Here is a 17,164-nt window from a genome sequence, read left to right on the forward strand (position 1 = left end):
GTCGCGGAGGGCGACATCTCGGACACGTGTGGCCTCGGCGGCCCCGCTCAGGCGAGCAGCGAGAGACCGGCCGCGAGCGCGAAGCCGGCGACGGTCGCGAGCCCGGCCCAGTCCTTCGCCTTCTCCTTGGCCTCCGGCACCATCGAGTCGATCAGCATGGTCAGCAGCGCGCCCGCCGCGAAGCCGTCGACGAAGGCCTGGGCGTCGCTGGACACGGCGTCGGCGAGCGCCGTACCCGCCATCGTGGCCGCGGCACAGCAGACGGCCACCGCGGTCCACAGGCCCAGGACCGACCGCCGCGAGCGGCCGGCCGATCGCATGTCGGCCGCCGACCCGATCGCCTCCGGGAGGTTGGAGGCGAAGATCGCGACCAGCAGCGCCGCGCTGACCCCCTCGCCGGACGCGATGCCGATGCCGAGCACGGCCTGCTCCGGGATGCCGTCGAGGAAGGCCCCCACGGCCAGGGGCGCGCCGGCCGACGAGCCGCCATCCCGGCCGCCCCACTGCTGCACCAGCCGGTCGGCCACGAAGTAGGTGACGCCGCCCAGCGCGAGGCCCGCGGCGACGGCGTACGCACTGCCGATGCGCACGCCCTCCTCGGCAAGCTCGAAGGACACGCTGGCGACCAGTGCGCCGGCGCCGAAGCCCAGCACGAGACCGACGAGCGCCGTGGACCACCGGCGCACGAGCGCCAGCACGGCGCCCGCCACCAGCGAGCTGGCGGCCAGCGCGCCCCAGCCGAGGGACTCGATCACGGGCTCAGGATGGCAGCGCTCAGTCCACGCCGGCCATCAGCTTGTGGATCGGCTTGGAGGCCAGCATCACCACGACACCGGTGACCACGGCGGCGAGGCCGACCCAGATGAAGAACGGCGCCTCGGCGGCCTCGTCGTAGTAGCCGGCCAGCGTGCCCGCCAGCGCGGTGCCGAGGGCGATCGAGAGGAAGTAGAGCGCGACCATCTGAGTCGCGAACTTCTTCGGAGCCAGCTTGGTCGCCGCGCTCAGGCCCACCGGCGAGATCAGCAGCTCGGCGAGCGTGAAGACGAGCAGGATGCCGACGATGCCCAGCAGGGGCGCGGTGTTCTCGCCGCCCGGCATCGGCAGGAAGCAGAAGAACGCCACACCCATCAGCGCGGTGCCGGCGCCGAACTTGAGCGGGGTCACCGGCTGCCGGTCACCCAGCTTGGTCCACATCGCCGCGAAGACGCCGGCCAGCACGATGATGAAGACCGGGTTGATGCTGTTGACCCAGGCGACCGGCATCTCCCAGCCGAGCAGGTCACGGTCGAGCCGCTTGTCGGCGTAGATCGCGACGACGGTGAACTGCTGCTGGTAGAGCGACCAGAAGACGACGTTGCAGACGAAGAGCGGGATGAAGGCGAAGATCCGGCTGCGCTCGACGCCGGTGACCTGCTTGTCGAGGAGGATCACCGCGAAGTACGCGACGGCCGCCACCAGGCTGATGCCGATGACGATGTCGGCGAGCCGGTCGGCGGTGATCACGTCGGCCCACACCAGTACGCCGATCAGCGCGAGCATGACGACCGCACCGACGACGTAGCGGACGACGCGGCCGTCCGGGAGCGGGTTCGCGACGTGGAGGGTCTCCTCGGGCAGCCGGCCGCGGAAGAGGGCGTACTGCGTGAGGCCGAGCGCCATGCCGACGGCCGCGGCGCCGAAGCCCCAGTGGAAGCCGATCTCCTTCTGGAGCAGGCCGGTCAGCAGCGGGCCGATCAGCGCGCCGATGTTGATGCCCATGTAGAACAGCGAGAAGCCCGCGTCGCGGCGGCTGTCGTGCTCGTCGTAGAGCGAGCCGACGAGGGCGGTCGCGTTGGCCTTCACGCCGCCGGAGCCGAGGGCGATCAGCACCAGGCCGACGCCGACCCCGACGAGGCCGGGCAGCAGGGCCAGGGCGACGTGGCCGGCCATCACGCAGACGGCTGCGTAGAAGAGGGTGCGCTCGGGCCCGATCAGCCGGTCGGCGAACCAGGCGCCAAGGATCGTGGAGAGGTAGACCGCACCGCCGTAGGCGCCGACGATGCCGGTCGCCACACCCTCGTCGATGCCGAGGCCACCCTCGGCCGCCGAGTAGTAGAGGTAGATGACCAGGATGCCCTGCATGCCGTAGAAGCTGAACCGCTCCCACAGCTCCACGCCGAACAGGTTGGCCAGGACCCCGGGCTGGCCGAAGAAGCCGGTGTCCGACCGCGTGTCGTGCGTCTTCTGTTGTGTCTCACTCACCCGCCCACGGTGCCACCGCGCCCCGCGGGTGTCTCCACCCGGGGGCGCGGGGCCGTGAGTCGCGCCACGTCGCGGCTACTCAGTGGCGATGGCCTGGAGCACCTTCATCCGCGAGGCCCGGACCGCCGGGATGATCGCAGCGACCACGCCGAACACGACCGAGATCACCAGGAAGACCACCAGGCTGGCGATCGGGATGCTCAGCACCTCGAGGTCCTCCTTCAGCGACCGCTGGAGCAGCACCCCGATGATCACGCCGAGCACCAGGCCGAGGACGGCGCCCATCACCGAGATGGTCACCGACTCCAGCGTCACCATCCGGCGCAGCCTGCGTCGGGACAGGCCCACGGCCCGCAGCAGGCCGATCTCGCGGGTCCGCTCGATGACGCTGAGGCTGAGCGTGTTCACGATGCCGACGACCGCGATCACGATCGAGAGCGCCAGCAGGCCGTAGACCATGTAGAGGAGCTGGTTGATCTGCGCGGCCAGGCTCTCGGCGAAGTCCTGCTTGTCCTGCACCGCGACGATCGGCAGGTCCTCGATGAGGTCGTCGAGGTCCTGCTTGACCACGTCGGGGTCGGCGCCGTCGGCGATGTTGATGCTGAGGGTGTTGTCGACGCGCTTCACGCCCGCCTCGCCGAGGACGCCGAAGCCGACGTTGACCTCGCCGGCCACCGCGCTGTCCTCGAAGATGCCCGACACCTTGACCGGCACCGTCTTGTCGCCGGGGAAGTGCAGGTCGAGGCTCGAGCCCAGCGAGAGGTCCTTCTCCTTCGCGAACGACTCGTTGACGATCGCCTGGCCCTTGTCGGCGAGCTCCTCCGTGCCCTCCTTCATCTTCAGGGCGTAGACGTCGCTGAAGGCGGAGTCGGTGGCGATGAGGTAGGTCGGGTCCTTGTCCTCGTCGATCCGGGTCATCACCGCCTGCTGGCGCGAGACGACGGAGACCCCGTCGACCTTCGCCATCTGGGTGCCGAGCTCGACCGGGAAGGTCCCGAAGACCGGCGACTGCACGAGGAAGTCGGACTCGAACTGCTCGTCGACCAGCTTGTCCATCGAGGCGTTCATCGACGCGGCCAGCACGCCGACCGCCGACACCAGGGTCAGGCCGATCATCAGCGCGGCGGCGGTGACGCCCGTACGACGGGGGTTGCGGATCGCGTTGTCGCCCGCGAGCCGGCCGGTGGTGCCGAACAGCCTGCTGAACAGCGCGCGGCACGCGGTCAGGACGGGTCGGCCGAGGACGGCGCTGATCGCCGCGACGGTCAGCACCCAGATCACCGCGCCGGCGCCGATCCAGATGGCGTCGTTGCCGGGGGCTCCCACCACGCCGGCGATCGCCAGGCCCGCACCGATCACCAGCAGCACCGCACCGATGAGGGTGCGGCGCCGCAGGCTGCCCTCGGTCATCGAGACGTCCTCGCGCATCGCCTCGACCGGCGCGACCTTCGAGGCCCGCCGGGCGGGGAGGTACGCCGCCGCGACGGTCACCGCGATGCCGACGGCGTACGCCGCCAGGATGGTGGTCGGCGTCAGGTTCAGCACCTCCGAGTTGATCTCCAGGCCAAAGCTGCTGAACAGCGCGGCCAGGCCGCGCGCCAGGCCGAGGCCGACGAGCAGGCCGAGCGTCGAGCCGACGACGGCCATCAGCACGGCCTCCACCAGCACCGAGCGGCGGACCTGCTTGCGGCTCGCGCCGAGCGCCCGGAGCAGGGCCAGCTCGCGCACCCGCTGGGCCACCAGGATCGTGAAGGTGTTGAAGATGATGAACGCGCCGACGATGACGGCGATCGCGGCGAAGACGCCGAGGAAGATCGTGATGAAGCCGAGGAACTCGCCCACGGCGGTCTGCGACTCCTTGACGATCTTGTCGCCGGTGACGCCCTCGTAGCCCTCCGGCAGCACCGTGTCGGCAGCCGCGACGAGCTCCTTCTGCGAGACCCCGTCGGCCGCGGTCAGGCTCACCGAGGTGAAGGCGTCCTGACCGTCGAGGAACATCTTCTGCGCACCGGGGGTGTCGAAGATGACGAGCGTGCTGCCCGCTGTGCCGCCACCGCCGTTGAAGCCGGCGATGCCCACCAGCGTGAGCTTCTGGGTGATCGGACCGCCCGTGGCGACGGTCGGCGGGATCACGGTGACCTCGTCACCGATCTCGTAGCCGCCGGCCTCGACCGACGAGCTGTTGATCGCGACCTCGTCGTCGGCCTCGGGCCAGCGACCGTCCTCGAGGGTGAGGGTCTCCTCGCCGTCGATGTTGGGCGTGTCGGCGTAGTTGAAGGCGAGCGTGGGCGCGCCACCGGTGCCGACGAGCTTGTCGTCGGTGTCGAGGAGGTAGAGCCCAAGGCCGTCGACGGACCCGTCGGCCTGCGCGACCTCGGGCAGGGCGGCGAGCTTGTCGACGTCCTCCGGGGTCAGGGTCTGGGTGCCACCGGCGCCCATCGCCGAGAACGAGTCGGTGCCCGCGGGGCGGGCCTGGGCATCGGGCGTGGAGCCCTGGATGATGCCGTCGAAGGTCTTGGACAGGCCGCTGCTGAAGGTGAGCACGCCGGCGAGGAAGCCGATGCCGAGCACGATCGCGAGCGCGCTCATCACCAGCCGGATCTTGCGGGCGAGCAGGTTGCGCCAGGTCAGGCGGAACATCGCGTCAGCCCGCCTTGCGGTCGGCGAGGTCCTGCAGCTTGCCCATCCGCTCGAGGATCGTGTCTCGGTCGGGGTTGCGCAGCTCGTCGACGATCTTGCCGTCGGCGAGGAAGAGGATCCGGTCGGTGTACGACGCCGCGACCGGGTCGTGCGTGACCATCACGATGGTCTGGCCGAACTCGTCGACGCTGCGGCGCAGGAAGCCGAGGACCTCCGCGGAGCTGGTGGAGTCGAGGTTGCCGGTCGGCTCGTCGGCGAAGACGATCGACGGCTTGGCGACCAGGGCGCGGGCGCAGGCCACGCGCTGCTGCTGACCGCCCGACATCTCGCTGGGACGGTGGCCGAGCCGGGGCCGCAGGCCGACGGCCTCGATCACCGCGTCGAACCACGCGTGGTCGACCTTCGTGCCGGCCAGGTCGAGCGGCAGCAGGATGTTCTCCTCGGCCGTCAGCGTGGGGATCAGGTTGAAGGCCTGGAAGACGAAGCCGACCTTCTCGCGGCGCAGCGTGGTGAGCGCCTTGTCCTTGAGGCCGCTCAGGCTCGTGCCGTCGACGACCGCGTCCCCCGACGTCGGGGTGTCGAGGGCAGCCAGGCAGTGCATCAGCGTGGACTTGCCGGAGCCCGACGGCCCCATGATGGCGGTGAACTCGCCCTTCATCAGGTCGACGGTGACCCCGTCGAGGGCCCTCACCTCGGCCTCCTCCGACCCGTAGACCTTGACCAGGTCCCGTGCGCTCGCTGCGACGCCGCGCGCCGCTCCCCCCGTGGTGTTCTCAGTCATGCCGAGCATCCTCCCAAAGGGTGGGAAAGCGCGGCCATGGGATATCTCCCGCAGGTGACCCTGACATCTGTCAGGGGCTCCTCGGGGTCGGCCCGACCCCTAGATTGTCCCGCGTGGGAGACATCGCGGCCGGGCTGCTGACCGGCCTCTCCCTCATCGTGGCGATCGGCGCGCAGAACGCCTTCGTGCTCCGTCAGGGCATCCGCCGCAGCCACGTCGGTCCCGTGGTGGCGGTCTGTGCCCTGTCCGACGTGGTCCTGATCGTGGCCGGCGTCGCCGGCATCGGCGTGGTGGTCGACCGCGCGGAGTGGGCGGTCGAGGTGGTGCGCTGGCTCGGCGTCGCGTTCCTGACGGCGTACGGCATCGCCTCGCTGCTGCGCGCCCGACGGCCCGAGGTGCTGACCGTCGGGGGCGACGCCGACGAGGCCCGCGGCGGCGTGGTCGCCAAGGCGGTCGCCCTCACCTGGCTCAACCCCCACGTCTACCTCGACACCGTGCTGCTGCTCGGCTCGATCGCCGGCACCCACGGCAGCCCCGGACGCTGGTGGTTCGCCCTCGGTGCCTGCGCGGCGAGCATCCTGTGGTTCGCCGGCCTCGGGTACGGCGCCCGCCTGGCCGCGCCCCGTCTGGCCGACCCCCGTGCCTGGCAGGTCCTCGACGTCGCGATCGGCATGGTCATGCTCGCCATCGCGGCCCGGCTCGCCCTCGGCGCCTGACCTGCCGGGGTAGCCCGAACGGGCGGTGGCGGGGGACGATGGCGGCATGAGCGACCGGAAGACCCTCCCGACGGACGCCTCGGCCGACGCGGTCATCGATGCCGCGGCCGTGACCGAGGCCCGGCGCGACGACGCCCGCGAGGTTCTCACCCTGATGCAGGAGGTCACCGCCGCCGAGCCGGTCGTCTGGGGGCCCTCCATGATCGGGTTCGGCCGCCAGCCGTACACGACCGCCGACGGCAAGGAGCGGGAGTGGTTCGCGGTCGGGCTGTCCCCCCGCAAGGCGGCCCTCACGCTCTACGGCCTGACCTACTACGGCTCCAACGACGACCTGCTCGAGCGCCTCGGCCCGCACACCACCGGCAAGGGCTGCCTGTACGTCAAGAAGCTCGACGCGGTGGACCGCGACGTGCTCACCGAGATGGTGCAGCGGGCCTGGCAGGAGAACCACCAGCCGGGGTGAGGCTCCTGCTCACTCGGCGTCGTCGGCCTCCCGCGCGACGGCCTCGTCGTGGCGGGCGTGGAGACGGGTGCGGATCTCGCTGGCGTCGTAGTGACGGCGGACGCGCTCGTCGCGGGCGACCGCCGCACCGGTGGCGACACCGGCCAGGATCCCGGCCAGGCCGAGCAGCTTCCACGCGCGCATGGGGGGAGCGTAGCCCCACGCCGACCGGGCCTGCGGCAGACTTCGCGCCATGGCACCCGCCCTGAGCCTCGACGAGGCCGTCGACCTCACCCGCAGCGGCGACATCTGGCTCTTCCGCGGCAGGCGCGCCCCGGACCGGGCGATCCGGGCGGTCACCAACTCGCCGGTCAACCACGTCGGGATGGCGGTCGTCGTCGACGACCTGCCGCCGCTGATCTTCCACGCCGAGCTCGGCAAGCGGCAGACGGACATGTGGACCGGCGGCCACCACCGCGGCGTGCAGCTGCACGACCTGCGCGAGGCGGTCGCGCGCTGGCAGGGCGAGTACCGGCAGGACGCGTGGCTGCGCCAGCTGCACCCGGAGATCGGGCGGACGGAGGAGGACGGCATGCTGCGCGCGGTCGCCCGCCTCGACGGGGTCTCGTTCCCCAGCCTGACGAAGCTCGGCGCGCGCTGGCTGCGCGGCCGCGACGCGTACGTCCCGCGGCGCAAGCGCGGCGTGCGGGTGACCCCGGAGGCGGCGTTCTGCGCCGAGATCGTGGCCACCTGCTACATCGAGATGGGCATCCTGCGCGACGACCGGCGTGCGACCTGGTACGACCCGGGCAAGTTCTGGAGCGGCGACTACCTCCCGATCTCCGACGGCTGGACCCTCGGCAAGGAGGTCGCGGTCAGCCGCTGACCGGGTCGAGTGCCCTCGCGGCACCGGTCGCCGCGGGGTGCGCACTCGACTCAGTCGAGCGACTGCAGCATCCGCTCACCGACCGCGCGGACGGCCGCGCGCAGCTCCTCCCCGCCCACCACCGTGAACGCGAACGGCACCCCGGCCAGCCACTCACCTGCGTACGCCTGGGGGTTGCTGGTGCTGCCGACCAGCTCGCACCCGCCGTCGGGGCGCTCGCGCAGGTCGCCGAGCGTCGGGCGGATCCACGGCCGCACCTCGGCGATCGGCAGGTCGAACACGACGTGCGTCTCGTGCTCCCAGCCCTTGCCGAGGTTGGCCTCCAGCTCCGCTGCGGGGTCGAGGTCGGTGGGCAGCTCGAAGGTCTCCTCGAGCAGCGCCACCTCGGTGATCCGGTCGATCCGGAAGGTGCGCAGCGCGTCGGCGTGGTGCGAGTGGCACAGCAGGTACCACCGGCCGTAGCGCACGACCACCGACCACGGGTCGACCTCGAAGGTCCGCGCGTTGCCGGCCGCGGTGCGGTAGCCGAGGCGGACCTGCCGCTGGGCGGCGACGGCGGCGACGAGGTCGCTCGTGACGGTGGGGTCGGGCTTCACCGACGAGCGCTCCGGCACGGTCCGCGCGGTCTCCCGCATGGTGACGGCTTGCCGCGCGACGTTGGTCGGCAGCACCCGGAGGATCTTGCCGAGCGCCGAGCCGACCGGGTCGTCGGGGTCGGCGACCGCGTGCTGGGAGTCGAGCGCGGCCATCACCAGGCCGAGCGCCTCGGTCGCGGAGAAGACCAGCGGCGGGAGCCGCAGCCCGCGGCCGAGCGTGTAGCCGCCGTAGGGGCCGCGGGTCGACTCCACCGGGATGTCGGCCTCACGCAGGATCGCGACGTAGCGACGGGCGGCCCGCTCGGTGACGCCGAGGCGCTGCGCCAGCTCGGCGGCGGTGATCCCCGGGCGGCCCTGCAGCATGTCCAGCGCCCGCAGCGCCCGCGCGGTCGGGCTGATCTCGCTCATGTCCTAGATGGTCGCACCGATTCCGGACGTGGAGCGTCCGGAACTGCCTCTACGGTGGTCGAGCAGCGCATCTTCAAGGCGCTGCACTCGCACCCCCACCACCGAGACAACGGGAGAACTCATGGACATCGTGCTGATCGCGGGACTCTGGCTCGACGGGTCGGCCTGGGACGACGTGCTGCCCGAGCTGGAGAAGCTCGGCCACCGCGGCATCCCGGTCACGCTGCCCGGCCAGGGCGACGGCACCACCTCGGCGACGTACGACGACCAGGCCGGTGCGGTGCTCGCGGCGGTCGACGCGGCCGAGGGTCGCCCGCTCGTCGTCGGGCACTCGGCCGCGTGCACGCTGGCGTGGGTCGCCGCGGACCGCCGGCCCGACGACGTCACCGGCGTGGTGCTGATCGGCGGCTTCCCGACGACGGAGGGCAACGCCTACGCCGACTTCTTCGAGCCGACCGGCGGGGGCGTGCCCTTCCCGGGGTGGGAGCCCTTCGAGGGCCCGGACTCCGACGACATGTCGGCCGAGCTGAAGGCCGAGGTGGCCGCCGGCGCGCACCCCGTGCCGGTCGGGGTCACCAAGGGCGTCGTGCACTGGACCGACGAGCGGCGCCACGGCGTGCCGCTGACGCTTGTCTGCCCGGAGTTCAGCCCGCAGCAGGCCCAGGAGTGGATCGACTCGGGCGACGTGCCCGAGCTCGCCGACGCCAAGGCGCTGGAGCTCGTCGACATCGACTCGGGCCACTGGCCGATGTACACCCAGCCGGCCGCGCTCGCGGCGCTGCTCGACGAGGCGACGAGGCGCTGACGGAACCTCAGTCGAGGAGCTGCTCGGGGCCGGCCGCCACCGTCGGGGTGTCGGCCGGCGACGGGCCGGCGCCGGCCGCGGCCGGGAGCTTCTGGTTGACCGGGGTGACCGGCGTCAGGGGCGTGACCGGCATGACGACGTAGCCGCTGGGCACGCCGGCGGCCGGCTCGAGGTCGAGCCCGGACAGCTCGGCCGGCGCCACCCCCAGCATCACCGCCACCGTGGCGGCGTTCTCCGGCCGGGCGTCGGGGTCCTTCTGCAGGAGCGCCTCGACCACGCTCCGGACGTCGTCCGGCACGTCCTCGCCCAGCGGCGGCGGGGGCTCGTTGACGTGCGACATCGCCGTCGCGATCGGCGTGCCCCGGTCGAAGGGGCGCTGACCGGTGAGCATCTCGTGGGCGACGACACCGAGGGCGTAGAGGTCGCTCGCCCCGGTGGCCTGCTGGCCCACGGCCTGCTCGGGGCTGATGTAGTTGGGGGTGCCGAGCATCTCGCCGACCCGCGTGTGCCCGATCGCGTCCATCGCACGCGCGATGCCGAAGTCGGTGAGCTTCACCAGCCCGTCCTCGCGCACCAGGATGTTGGCGGGCTTCACGTCCCGGTGCACCACGCCGGCCTCGTGCGCGGTGCCGAGGGCGAGGGCCGCCTGGCCCAGCACCGAGCGGACCGTGTCGGGCACGAGCGCCCCCTGCTCGCGGAGGATCGCGGAGAGCGGCAGGCCCTGCACCAGCTCCATCACGAGGTAGGAGAGGTGGTCGTCCTCGCCGTAGTCGAACAGGGTGGTGATGTTCGGGTGGAGCAGCGCGGCCGAGTGGAGCGCCTCGTCCCGGAAGCGCTCGGCGAAGATCTCCTCGTTGTCGGGGTCGGCGCGCATGATCTTCACCGCGACGTTGCGCTGCAGCACGTCGTCGACACCGCGCCACACGTCGGCCATGCCGCCGGAGGCGATCCGCTCCTCGAGCACGTAGCGGTCGCCGAGACGGAGTCCTGCCACGAGTCTGTGCACTGGGGGATGCCCCACTTCTGTCGGGAGTTCGGGGCGCAAGTGGCACCGACCGGGCGATGCTACTCCGCCGACGACCGTAAACATGCGGCGTCGCGGGGACTGCACACCCCTGTAGGTGAGACCCTTGACAACGTACAACCAGTTGGTTGTATGTTGATGTCATGAGCGAGACGGACGAGGACCGGGCGGACGCCTGGTTCCACGCGCTCTCCGACCGCACACGCCGCGACATCCTGCGCCGGGTGCTGGCCGGGGAGCACTCCGTCTCGTCCCTCGCGAAGAGCTACGACATGAGCTTCGCGGCCGTGCAGAAGCACGTCGCCGTGCTGGAGCGCGCGGGCCTGCTGACCAAGCGTCGGCAGGGCCGCGAGGCGCTGGCCAGCGGCGAGGTGGAGGCCGTGCGGTCGATCGGCGCGATGCTGACAGACCTCGAAGCCCTCTGGCGCGGCCGCATCGCCCGCATGGACGAGCTCTTCGCCCAGGACGCCCATCCGACCGACCCATCCACTCACCGAACGGACTGACCCATGCCTGTCACCGACGTCACCACCGACCTCGACTCCCGCACCCTCACCATCACCGCCGACTTCGCCGCGCCGCTCGACCGCGTCTGGGCGGTCTACGACGACCCCCGCCAGCTCGAGCGCGTGTGGGGACCGCCCACCTACCCCGCCACCTTCGTCGACCACGACCTGCGCCCCGGCGGCCGGATGAACTACTACATGACCAGCCCGGAGGGCGAGAAGTACTACGGCTACTGGACCGTCACGGACGTCTCGGCGCCGACCGGGTTCGACTTCAGGGACGGCTTCGCCGTCGACGAGTCGTTCGCCCCCAACACCTCGCTCCCGGAGTCGGTCAACTCCTACGGCTTCGCCGAGGTCGACGGTGGCACCCGCGCCACCTTCGTCGCGACGTACGCCACGACCGAGGCGCTCGAGCAGGTCCTGGCGATGGGGATGGTCGAGGGCGCCACCCTGGCGATGAACCAGATCGACGACCTGCTCGCCGCCTGACCCCACCACTCCACCAGAGAGGCTGCACCCGTGCGACCCATCGTCATCACCACCTTCCTGTCCCTCGACGGCGTCATGGAGGCGCCCGGCGGCGGCGACCATCCCCACGCCGGCTGGACCTTCAAGGACGTCGACTTCGAGGAGGCGGCCTACGAGATCAAGGGCCGCGAGATGGGCGAGGCCAGCGCGCTCATGTTCGGACGGCGGTCCTACGACGAGTTCGCCCCGGTGTGGCCCTCGATGGAGGAGTTCGCGACCTACAACGCGATGCCGAAGTACGTCGTCTCCACGACCATCGACGGTGACACCGCGCCTTGGGGCGAGGGCACCGTCGGGGTGCTCCACTCGCTCGAGGAGGTGGCCGCGCTCAGGGAGACCGAGGGCGGTGAGATCCACGTCCACGGCAGCGCCACCCTCGCGCAGGGCCTGGCCCGGGCCGGCCTCGTCGACCGCTACACGCTGCTCGTCTTCCCGCTCCTCCTCGGCAGCGGCAAGCGGCTCTTCGGCGAGGGCGACAAGACCAAGCTGTCCCTCGTCGAGCACGCGGCGTACGCCAACGGCATCACGCTGCAGCGCTACGACGTCGTCCGCTGATCGTGAACGCGATGGTCTGATCGCGCCCCGACCCGCCACAATCGCGAGGTGGAACTCGCCCTCCTCCTCGTCTCGATGGCGGCCGTCGTGCTGGCCGCGACCGCCGTGAGCGACCGCCTGCACGTCCCGGCGCCGCTGCTGCTGATCCTCGTCGGCGCGGCGGCGTCGTACGTCCCCGGTGTGCCGACCATCCACCTCGAGTCCGAGGTCGTGCTGCTCGGCCTGCTGCCACCCCTCCTCTACGCCGCCGCGATCCAGACCTCGCTGGTCGACTTCAACGCCAACCGCGGCACGATCCTGCGGCTCTCGGTGCTCCTGGTCGTCGTGTCCGCCCTCGCGGTCGCCGCGGTCGTCGAGTGGCTGGTGCCCGGCATCGGCTGGGCGGCCGCGATCGCGATCGGCGCGGTCGTCGCCCCGCCCGACGCCGTCGCCGCCACGGCGGTCGCGCGGCGGATCGGACTCCCCCGCCGCGTGGTGACGATCCTCGAGGGCGAGTCGCTGCTCAACGACGCCACCGCGCTCGTCACCCTCCGCACCGCGGTCGCCGCCCTGTCCGGGGGCGTCGCGATGGGCGAGGTCGGGATCGACTTCGTGCGCGCGGCCGGCGGCGGCGTGCTGATCGGCATCGGGGCCTTCCTGCTGGTGGCGTGGCTGCGCAAGCGGATCAGCGACCCGCTGATGGACACCGCGATCTCGTTCCTCACCCCGTTCGCCGCCTTCGTCGCCGCCGAGGAGATCCACGCCTCCGGCGTCATCTCGGTCGTGGTGGCCGGCCTGCTGCTGGGCCACAAGGCGCCGATCATCCAGACCGCCCAGTCGCGCATCACCGAGCGGATCACCTGGCGCACGGTCGCCTTCGTCCTGGAGAACACCGTCTTCCTGCTGATCGGCCTCCAGCTCGACTGGATCCTCGAGGACGTGCGGGAGTCCACCCTCTCCGTCGGCCGGATCGCACTGGTCTGCGGGGCGACCCTCGCCACGGTCATCGTCGTGCGGCTGGTCTACATGTACGTCACCTGGATCTTCCGCCGCTCCAACCCGATCCCGCCCACCTGGACCTTCCTCATCGGCTGGGCGGGGATGCGCGGCGTGGTCACCCTGGCCGCGGCGTTCGTCATCCCCGAGGACGCGCCCCACCGCGAGGTGCTGCTGCTGGTCGCCTTCACCGTGGTGGCCGGCACGCTGTTCCTCCAAGGCCTGTCGCTGCCGCTGGTCACCCGCCTGCTCGACGTACCCCCTCCCGACCCGGCCGAGGACGCCCTGTCCCGCGCCGCGTTGCTCCAGCAGGCCTCCGACGCCGGGTTCGCCAAGCTCGCCGAGCTGGAGTACGACGACCAGCACGGGGTGTCCGAGCAGATCCGGGCCCGCCTCGAGCAGCGCACGTTCGCGGCGTGGGAGCAGCTCGCCACGGCACCCGGCCAGGAGACGCCGTCGGAGCTCTACGCCCGGATCCGCGGGGAGATGATCGAGGCCGAGCGTGCCAAGGTGCTGCTGGTGCGGAGCAAGGGCAAGCTCCCGTCGGAGGTGGTGAGCCAGGTGCTCGGCATGCTCGACATCGAGGAGTCGATGCTCGACGCCGGCAGCGACGCCCGCGAGAGCGTGCGCACCAGCACGCTCGTCTTCACGGCCGGGCGCCAGTGCGAGGACCTCGAGTCCCACCCCGCCGTCGACACCGAGCGTGGCGAGGGCTGCGCGACGTGCCTGGCCGACGGCATCCGGTGGGTGTCGCTGCGGCAGTGCCTGGAGTGCGGCCACATCGGCTGCTGCGACTCCTCGATCGGCAAGCACGCCACCGCGCACTTCCACGAGACCCTCCACCCCGTCGTCGAGTCCGCCGAGCCGGACGAGTCCTGGCGCTGGTGCTACGTCCACAACCTCACCGGGTAGCGGGCTCGCGTTCCTGGGGTAGTTAGGGACGTTCTGGTAGGTGAACCCGGGCTTCGGCCTACCGAAACGTCCCTAACTACCCCGCGGGGGACCGCACTAGGCTCCACGGACATGGGAAAGCCCGCGATCGTCATCGCCTCTGCGCACCACGGGGAGGAGCTGGGCGACGCCTTCGCCCGCTACGAGCAGGAGTACGACGTCCGGCTGGTGGGTGACGAGCCCGCCGCCAAGGCCTCGGCCAAGGAGCTGCTCGCCTCGGGCCACCCGGTCGCGCTGTTCGTCGTCGACACCGATCACGACCAGGACAAGCTCTACGCCCTGATCGGCGGCACACGGAAGGTCGTCCCGACCGCCCGCCGCCTGCTGGTCTCGCACATCAGCCGCTTCCGCGTCGACAACGCCGACTTCCGGCACGCGGTCGCCGCCGGAAAGGTCGACGCGCTGCTGCTGATGCCGCAGGGTCCGCGCGACGAGGAGTTCCACGGCGCGGTCGGCGAGATGCTCAACGAGTGGAACGCCACCGTCGCGACCCCGGTGGTGGAGAACGTCCGGATCATCACGCCCGAGAAGGACGTGCTGACCCGCGAGCTGCTCGACTACCTCGCCCGGGTCGGGATGCCGGCCGGCGTGCACCACCCCGACAGCGAGGTGGGCCGCGAGGTGATGGCCCAGTGCCCCGAGGACGAGGGCCGGTGGCCGGTCGTCAGCTCGCTCGCCGGCTGGTGCGGCCACTGCCCGAGCGTCCGCGCCCTGGCCAACCAGCTCTACGGCCGACCCGACGAGATCGACGTCGACGAGGTGGTCGACCTGGTCGTCGTCGGCGCCGGACCGGCCGGGCTCGCGGCGAGCGTGTACGCCTCGAGCGAGGGCCTCGCGACCGTGTGCCTCGAGGCCGAGGCCATCGGCGGGCAGGCCGGCACGAGCTCGATGATCCGCAACTACCTGGGCTTCCCGCGAGGGATCTCCGGGATGCGCCTCGCGCAGCGCGCCCGCGGGCAGGCGCTCCGGTTCGGCACGCGCTTCTTCACCGGCTGGCCCGCGACCGGCATCTCCCCCTGCCACGACGGCGGGCACCACATCGTCCACACCGAGGGCGGCGACGTCCACACGCGGGCGGTCCTCGTCGCCACGGGCGTCAACTACCGCCGGCTCGGGGTGGAGTCGTTGGAGGACCTCGTCGGCAACGGCGTCTACTACGGGGCGGCCATGGCCGCGGCACGCGAGCTCGCCGGCGACCACATCGTCATCGTCGGCGGGGGCAACTCCGCCGGGCAGGCCGCCATCCACGCGGCCCGCTTCGCCAGCCGGGTGACGATCGCGGTCCGGCGTCCCGACCTCACCGCCACCATGTCGTCGTACCTCATCAACGAGATCGAGTGGAACCCACGCATCACCGTGCGCGGGTCGACGCGCGTCGTCGACGGCGGGCCCGACGACGTACGCCACCTGGCGTGGCTCGACCTGGAGGACGTCGACTCGGGCGAGCGCGAGCGGGTCGAGGCGCGCGGGCTCTTCCTGCTCATCGGAGCGGCCCCCGAGTGCTCGTGGCTGCCCGACGAGGTGCTGCGCGACGAGCGCGGCTTCGTGCTCACCGGTCGCGACATCCCGCGCGAGCTGTGGCGCGAGGAGGTCCCGCCCGAGGACCTCGCCACCTCGCTGCCGGGCATCTTCGCCGGTGGCGACATCCGGGCGGGATCGATGAAGCGGGTCGCCTCGGCCACCGGAGAGGGAGCCTCCGTGGTCTCGCTGGTGCACTCCTGGGTGGAGGGCCAGAAGGCCGTCGCGCCGACGGCCTGACCGCTCAGAGCTGGAGCAGCAGGAAGACGACCGCGAGGAGCGGGACCGTGCCCTGGGTGGCCGCGGCGCGCACCATCGACCGGTCGTGCGTGACCAGCACGACCGCGGCCGCGAGCATCGAGCCCGTGCCGGCGAGGGCGAGGGCGGTGCCGGCGACGTTCTCGCTGCCCAGCAGCGCGACTCCGACGAGCGTGACGATCGCGAGGAAGAGGTTGTAGAAGCCCTGGTTGTACGCCATCGGGGCCAGCACCGCCGCGTCGGCCTCCGAGACGCCGAAGGTCCTGCGGGTCGACGGCTCGTTCCACCGGAACGACTCGAGGACGAAGATGTAGACGTGCAGCAGCGCGGCCGCGACCGCGAGGACCACAGCGATGATCGTCATGGACGCACCCTAGGAGTTGAGGGCCATCAGCGACCAGCACCACACCCACCACAGCCCGGAGGCGTGGGACGACCGCTACGGCGACGCCGCCATGTGGAGCGGCCACCCCAACGAGGCACTGGTCCGCGAGGTCGCGGGCCTGGCTCCCGGCACGGCGCTCGACGTGGGCTGCGGCGAGGGCGCCGACGCCGTCTGGCTGGCGCGACGCGGCTGGACCGTCGAGGGGCTCGACGTCTCCGGCAAGGCGCTCGCCCGCGCCCGGGCGGCCGCCGAGGAGGCCGGGGTCGAGGTCCGCTGGCTGCACCAAGGGCTCGAGGACCTCGCCGAGGACGCTGCGTACGACCTGGTGTCGGTGTTCTACCCGGCACTCCTCCGTGCGGACGGGGCGGTGATCGACGTGCTGCTCGACGCCGTCGCGGAGGGCGGCACGCTGCTGGTGGTGCACCACGCGCACGTGGACCGCGAGCGGGCGCGCGAGCACGGCTTCGACCCCGACGACTACGTCCGGCACGAGGACGTGCTCGCCTCGCTGTCGCCGACCGACTGGACGATCGAGGTGGCCGGGGAGCAGGGTCGTACGGCACCGGAGGGCCCGGGCGCCCACCACCACACCGACCTGGTCCTGCGGGCCTGGCGCAAGGTCAGCGCCTGACGGTCCGCCCGGCCGCCCTACCCCTGGGAGGGTGGCAGACCCGTCCGGCGCGGCGCATGCTCGGTCGACCGGCCCACGAGGCCGGACGACACGAGGAGGACCCATGGGACGACTGATCGGCATCCTGGTGGTGATCTGGCTGGTCATCGGCGCCTTCGCCGCCTTCCAGCGCGGCTACTTCGACGACACGGACACCAACTGCTCCGAGGCGGCCGACATCGCCCTCAACGTCGTCGCCGGACCGCTCAACTACACCGGGGTGAACCCGAAGGTGGAGTGCGAGGACGTCGACACCCCGGAGCCGTCCGAGTAGGG

19 protein-coding genes are annotated in these 17,164 nt (G+C 71.8%); 11 read left to right on the forward strand and 8 right to left on the reverse strand.

Annotation, left to right across the window (positions count from 1 at the left end; all coding sequences use genetic code 11):
• Nucleotides 1-47 precede the first annotated feature (47 nt).
• The 4 genes from ACE3QY_RS00105 to ACE3QY_RS00120 all read right to left on the reverse strand — a co-directional run bounded on the left by ACE3QY_RS00105 (nucleotide 48) and on the right by ACE3QY_RS00120 (nucleotide 5,662).
• Nucleotides 48-755, reverse strand: coding sequence for a ZIP family metal transporter (locus ACE3QY_RS00105; protein WP_374453976.1), 708 nt, complete (start codon nucleotides 753-755; stop codon nucleotides 48-50).
• A gap of 19 nt (nucleotides 756-774) precedes the next feature.
• Nucleotides 775-2,241 (reverse strand): peptide MFS transporter, encoded by a 1,467-nt coding sequence (locus ACE3QY_RS00110; protein ID WP_374453977.1) that lies wholly within the window; start codon nucleotides 2,239-2,241, stop codon nucleotides 775-777.
• 75 nt (nucleotides 2,242-2,316) lie between these two features.
• On the reverse strand, nucleotides 2,317-4,881 hold the full coding sequence (locus ACE3QY_RS00115; protein ID WP_374453978.1) for an ABC transporter permease: 2,565 nt from the start codon (nucleotides 4,879-4,881) through the stop codon (nucleotides 2,317-2,319).
• Nucleotides 4,882-4,885: 4 nt separating this feature from the next.
• Nucleotides 4,886-5,662, reverse strand: a complete 777-nt coding sequence (locus ACE3QY_RS00120) for an ABC transporter ATP-binding protein (protein WP_374453979.1) — start codon at nucleotides 5,660-5,662, stop codon at nucleotides 4,886-4,888.
• Nucleotides 5,663-5,775: 113 nt separating this feature from the next.
• Here ACE3QY_RS00120 and ACE3QY_RS00125 point away from each other — a divergent pair, with 113 nt between their 5' ends.
• Entirely contained in the window at nucleotides 5,776-6,378 is a 603-nt protein-coding gene (locus tag ACE3QY_RS00125) for a LysE/ArgO family amino acid transporter (protein WP_374453980.1), read from the forward strand.
• 46 nt (nucleotides 6,379-6,424) lie between these two features.
• A complete protein-coding gene (locus ACE3QY_RS00130; RefSeq protein ID WP_374453981.1) occupies nucleotides 6,425-6,841 on the forward strand; it encodes a DUF1801 domain-containing protein in 417 nt (138 codons plus the stop codon).
• A gap of 9 nt (nucleotides 6,842-6,850) precedes the next feature.
• On the opposite strand, the gene ACE3QY_RS00135 is transcribed toward ACE3QY_RS00130, so the two are convergent.
• Nucleotides 6,851-7,024, reverse strand: a complete 174-nt coding sequence (locus tag ACE3QY_RS00135; protein WP_374453982.1) for a hypothetical protein — start codon at nucleotides 7,022-7,024, stop codon at nucleotides 6,851-6,853.
• Nucleotides 7,025-7,073: 49 nt separating this feature from the next.
• Here ACE3QY_RS00135 and ACE3QY_RS00140 point away from each other — a divergent pair, with 49 nt between their 5' ends.
• Nucleotides 7,074-7,706 (forward strand): hypothetical protein, encoded by a 633-nt coding sequence (locus ACE3QY_RS00140; protein WP_374453983.1) that lies wholly within the window; start codon nucleotides 7,074-7,076, stop codon nucleotides 7,704-7,706.
• Between the two features lie 50 nt (nucleotides 7,707-7,756).
• Here the strand turns inward: ACE3QY_RS00140 and ACE3QY_RS00145 are convergent, their stop codons facing one another.
• Nucleotides 7,757-8,710 (reverse strand): helix-turn-helix transcriptional regulator, encoded by a 954-nt coding sequence (locus ACE3QY_RS00145; protein WP_374453984.1) that lies wholly within the window; start codon nucleotides 8,708-8,710, stop codon nucleotides 7,757-7,759.
• A gap of 121 nt (nucleotides 8,711-8,831) precedes the next feature.
• Between ACE3QY_RS00145 and ACE3QY_RS00150 the strand changes: the two genes are divergently transcribed.
• Nucleotides 8,832-9,515, forward strand: coding sequence for an alpha/beta fold hydrolase (locus ACE3QY_RS00150; protein ID WP_374453985.1), 684 nt, complete (start codon nucleotides 8,832-8,834; stop codon nucleotides 9,513-9,515).
• A 7-nt stretch (nucleotides 9,516-9,522) separates the two neighbouring features.
• Here the strand turns inward: ACE3QY_RS00150 and ACE3QY_RS00155 are convergent, their stop codons facing one another.
• Nucleotides 9,523-10,509: a serine/threonine-protein kinase gene (locus tag ACE3QY_RS00155; protein ID WP_374453986.1), complete on the reverse strand. Its 987-nt coding sequence runs from the start codon at nucleotides 10,507-10,509 to the stop codon at nucleotides 9,523-9,525.
• Between the two features lie 173 nt (nucleotides 10,510-10,682).
• Here ACE3QY_RS00155 and ACE3QY_RS00160 point away from each other — a divergent pair, with 173 nt between their 5' ends.
• From ACE3QY_RS00160 to ACE3QY_RS00180, 5 genes are all read left to right on the forward strand, one after another.
• Nucleotides 10,683-11,045 carry an ArsR/SmtB family transcription factor gene (locus ACE3QY_RS00160; protein ID WP_374453987.1) on the forward strand — a complete coding sequence of 121 codons (363 nt, stop codon included), beginning with the start codon at nucleotides 10,683-10,685 and terminating at the stop codon, nucleotides 11,043-11,045.
• 3 nt (nucleotides 11,046-11,048) lie between these two features.
• Nucleotides 11,049-11,537 (forward strand): SRPBCC domain-containing protein, encoded by a 489-nt coding sequence (locus tag ACE3QY_RS00165; protein ID WP_374453988.1) that lies wholly within the window; start codon nucleotides 11,049-11,051, stop codon nucleotides 11,535-11,537.
• A gap of 30 nt (nucleotides 11,538-11,567) precedes the next feature.
• Complete coding sequence (locus ACE3QY_RS00170) at nucleotides 11,568-12,131, forward strand: dihydrofolate reductase family protein (protein WP_374453989.1); 564 nt, start codon at nucleotides 11,568-11,570, stop codon at nucleotides 12,129-12,131.
• Between the two features lie 48 nt (nucleotides 12,132-12,179).
• Nucleotides 12,180-14,018: a Na+/H+ antiporter gene (locus ACE3QY_RS00175; RefSeq protein ID WP_374453990.1), complete on the forward strand. Its 1,839-nt coding sequence runs from the start codon at nucleotides 12,180-12,182 to the stop codon at nucleotides 14,016-14,018.
• Between the two features lie 111 nt (nucleotides 14,019-14,129).
• Nucleotides 14,130-15,815 (forward strand): FAD-dependent oxidoreductase, encoded by a 1,686-nt coding sequence (locus tag ACE3QY_RS00180; protein ID WP_374453991.1) that lies wholly within the window; start codon nucleotides 14,130-14,132, stop codon nucleotides 15,813-15,815.
• Between the two features lie 4 nt (nucleotides 15,816-15,819).
• Here ACE3QY_RS00180 and ACE3QY_RS00185 read toward each other — a convergent pair whose 3' ends face one another.
• On the reverse strand, nucleotides 15,820-16,197 hold the full coding sequence (locus ACE3QY_RS00185) for a DUF1304 domain-containing protein (protein WP_374453992.1): 378 nt from the start codon (nucleotides 16,195-16,197) through the stop codon (nucleotides 15,820-15,822).
• A 16-nt stretch (nucleotides 16,198-16,213) separates the two neighbouring features.
• Here ACE3QY_RS00185 and ACE3QY_RS00190 point away from each other — a divergent pair, with 16 nt between their 5' ends.
• On the forward strand, nucleotides 16,214-16,849 hold the full coding sequence (locus ACE3QY_RS00190) for a class I SAM-dependent methyltransferase (protein ID WP_374453993.1): 636 nt from the start codon (nucleotides 16,214-16,216) through the stop codon (nucleotides 16,847-16,849).
• A 103-nt stretch (nucleotides 16,850-16,952) separates the two neighbouring features.
• The gene (locus ACE3QY_RS00195; protein WP_374453994.1) at nucleotides 16,953-17,162 is read left to right on the forward strand and encodes a hypothetical protein; all 210 of its coding nucleotides are present in this window, start codon (nucleotides 16,953-16,955) and stop codon (nucleotides 17,160-17,162) included.
• Nucleotides 17,163-17,164 lie beyond the last annotated feature (2 nt).

This window comes from Nocardioides sp. (assembly GCF_041913365.1).
Classification (GTDB): domain Bacteria; phylum Actinomycetota; class Actinomycetes; order Propionibacteriales; family Nocardioidaceae; genus Nocardioides.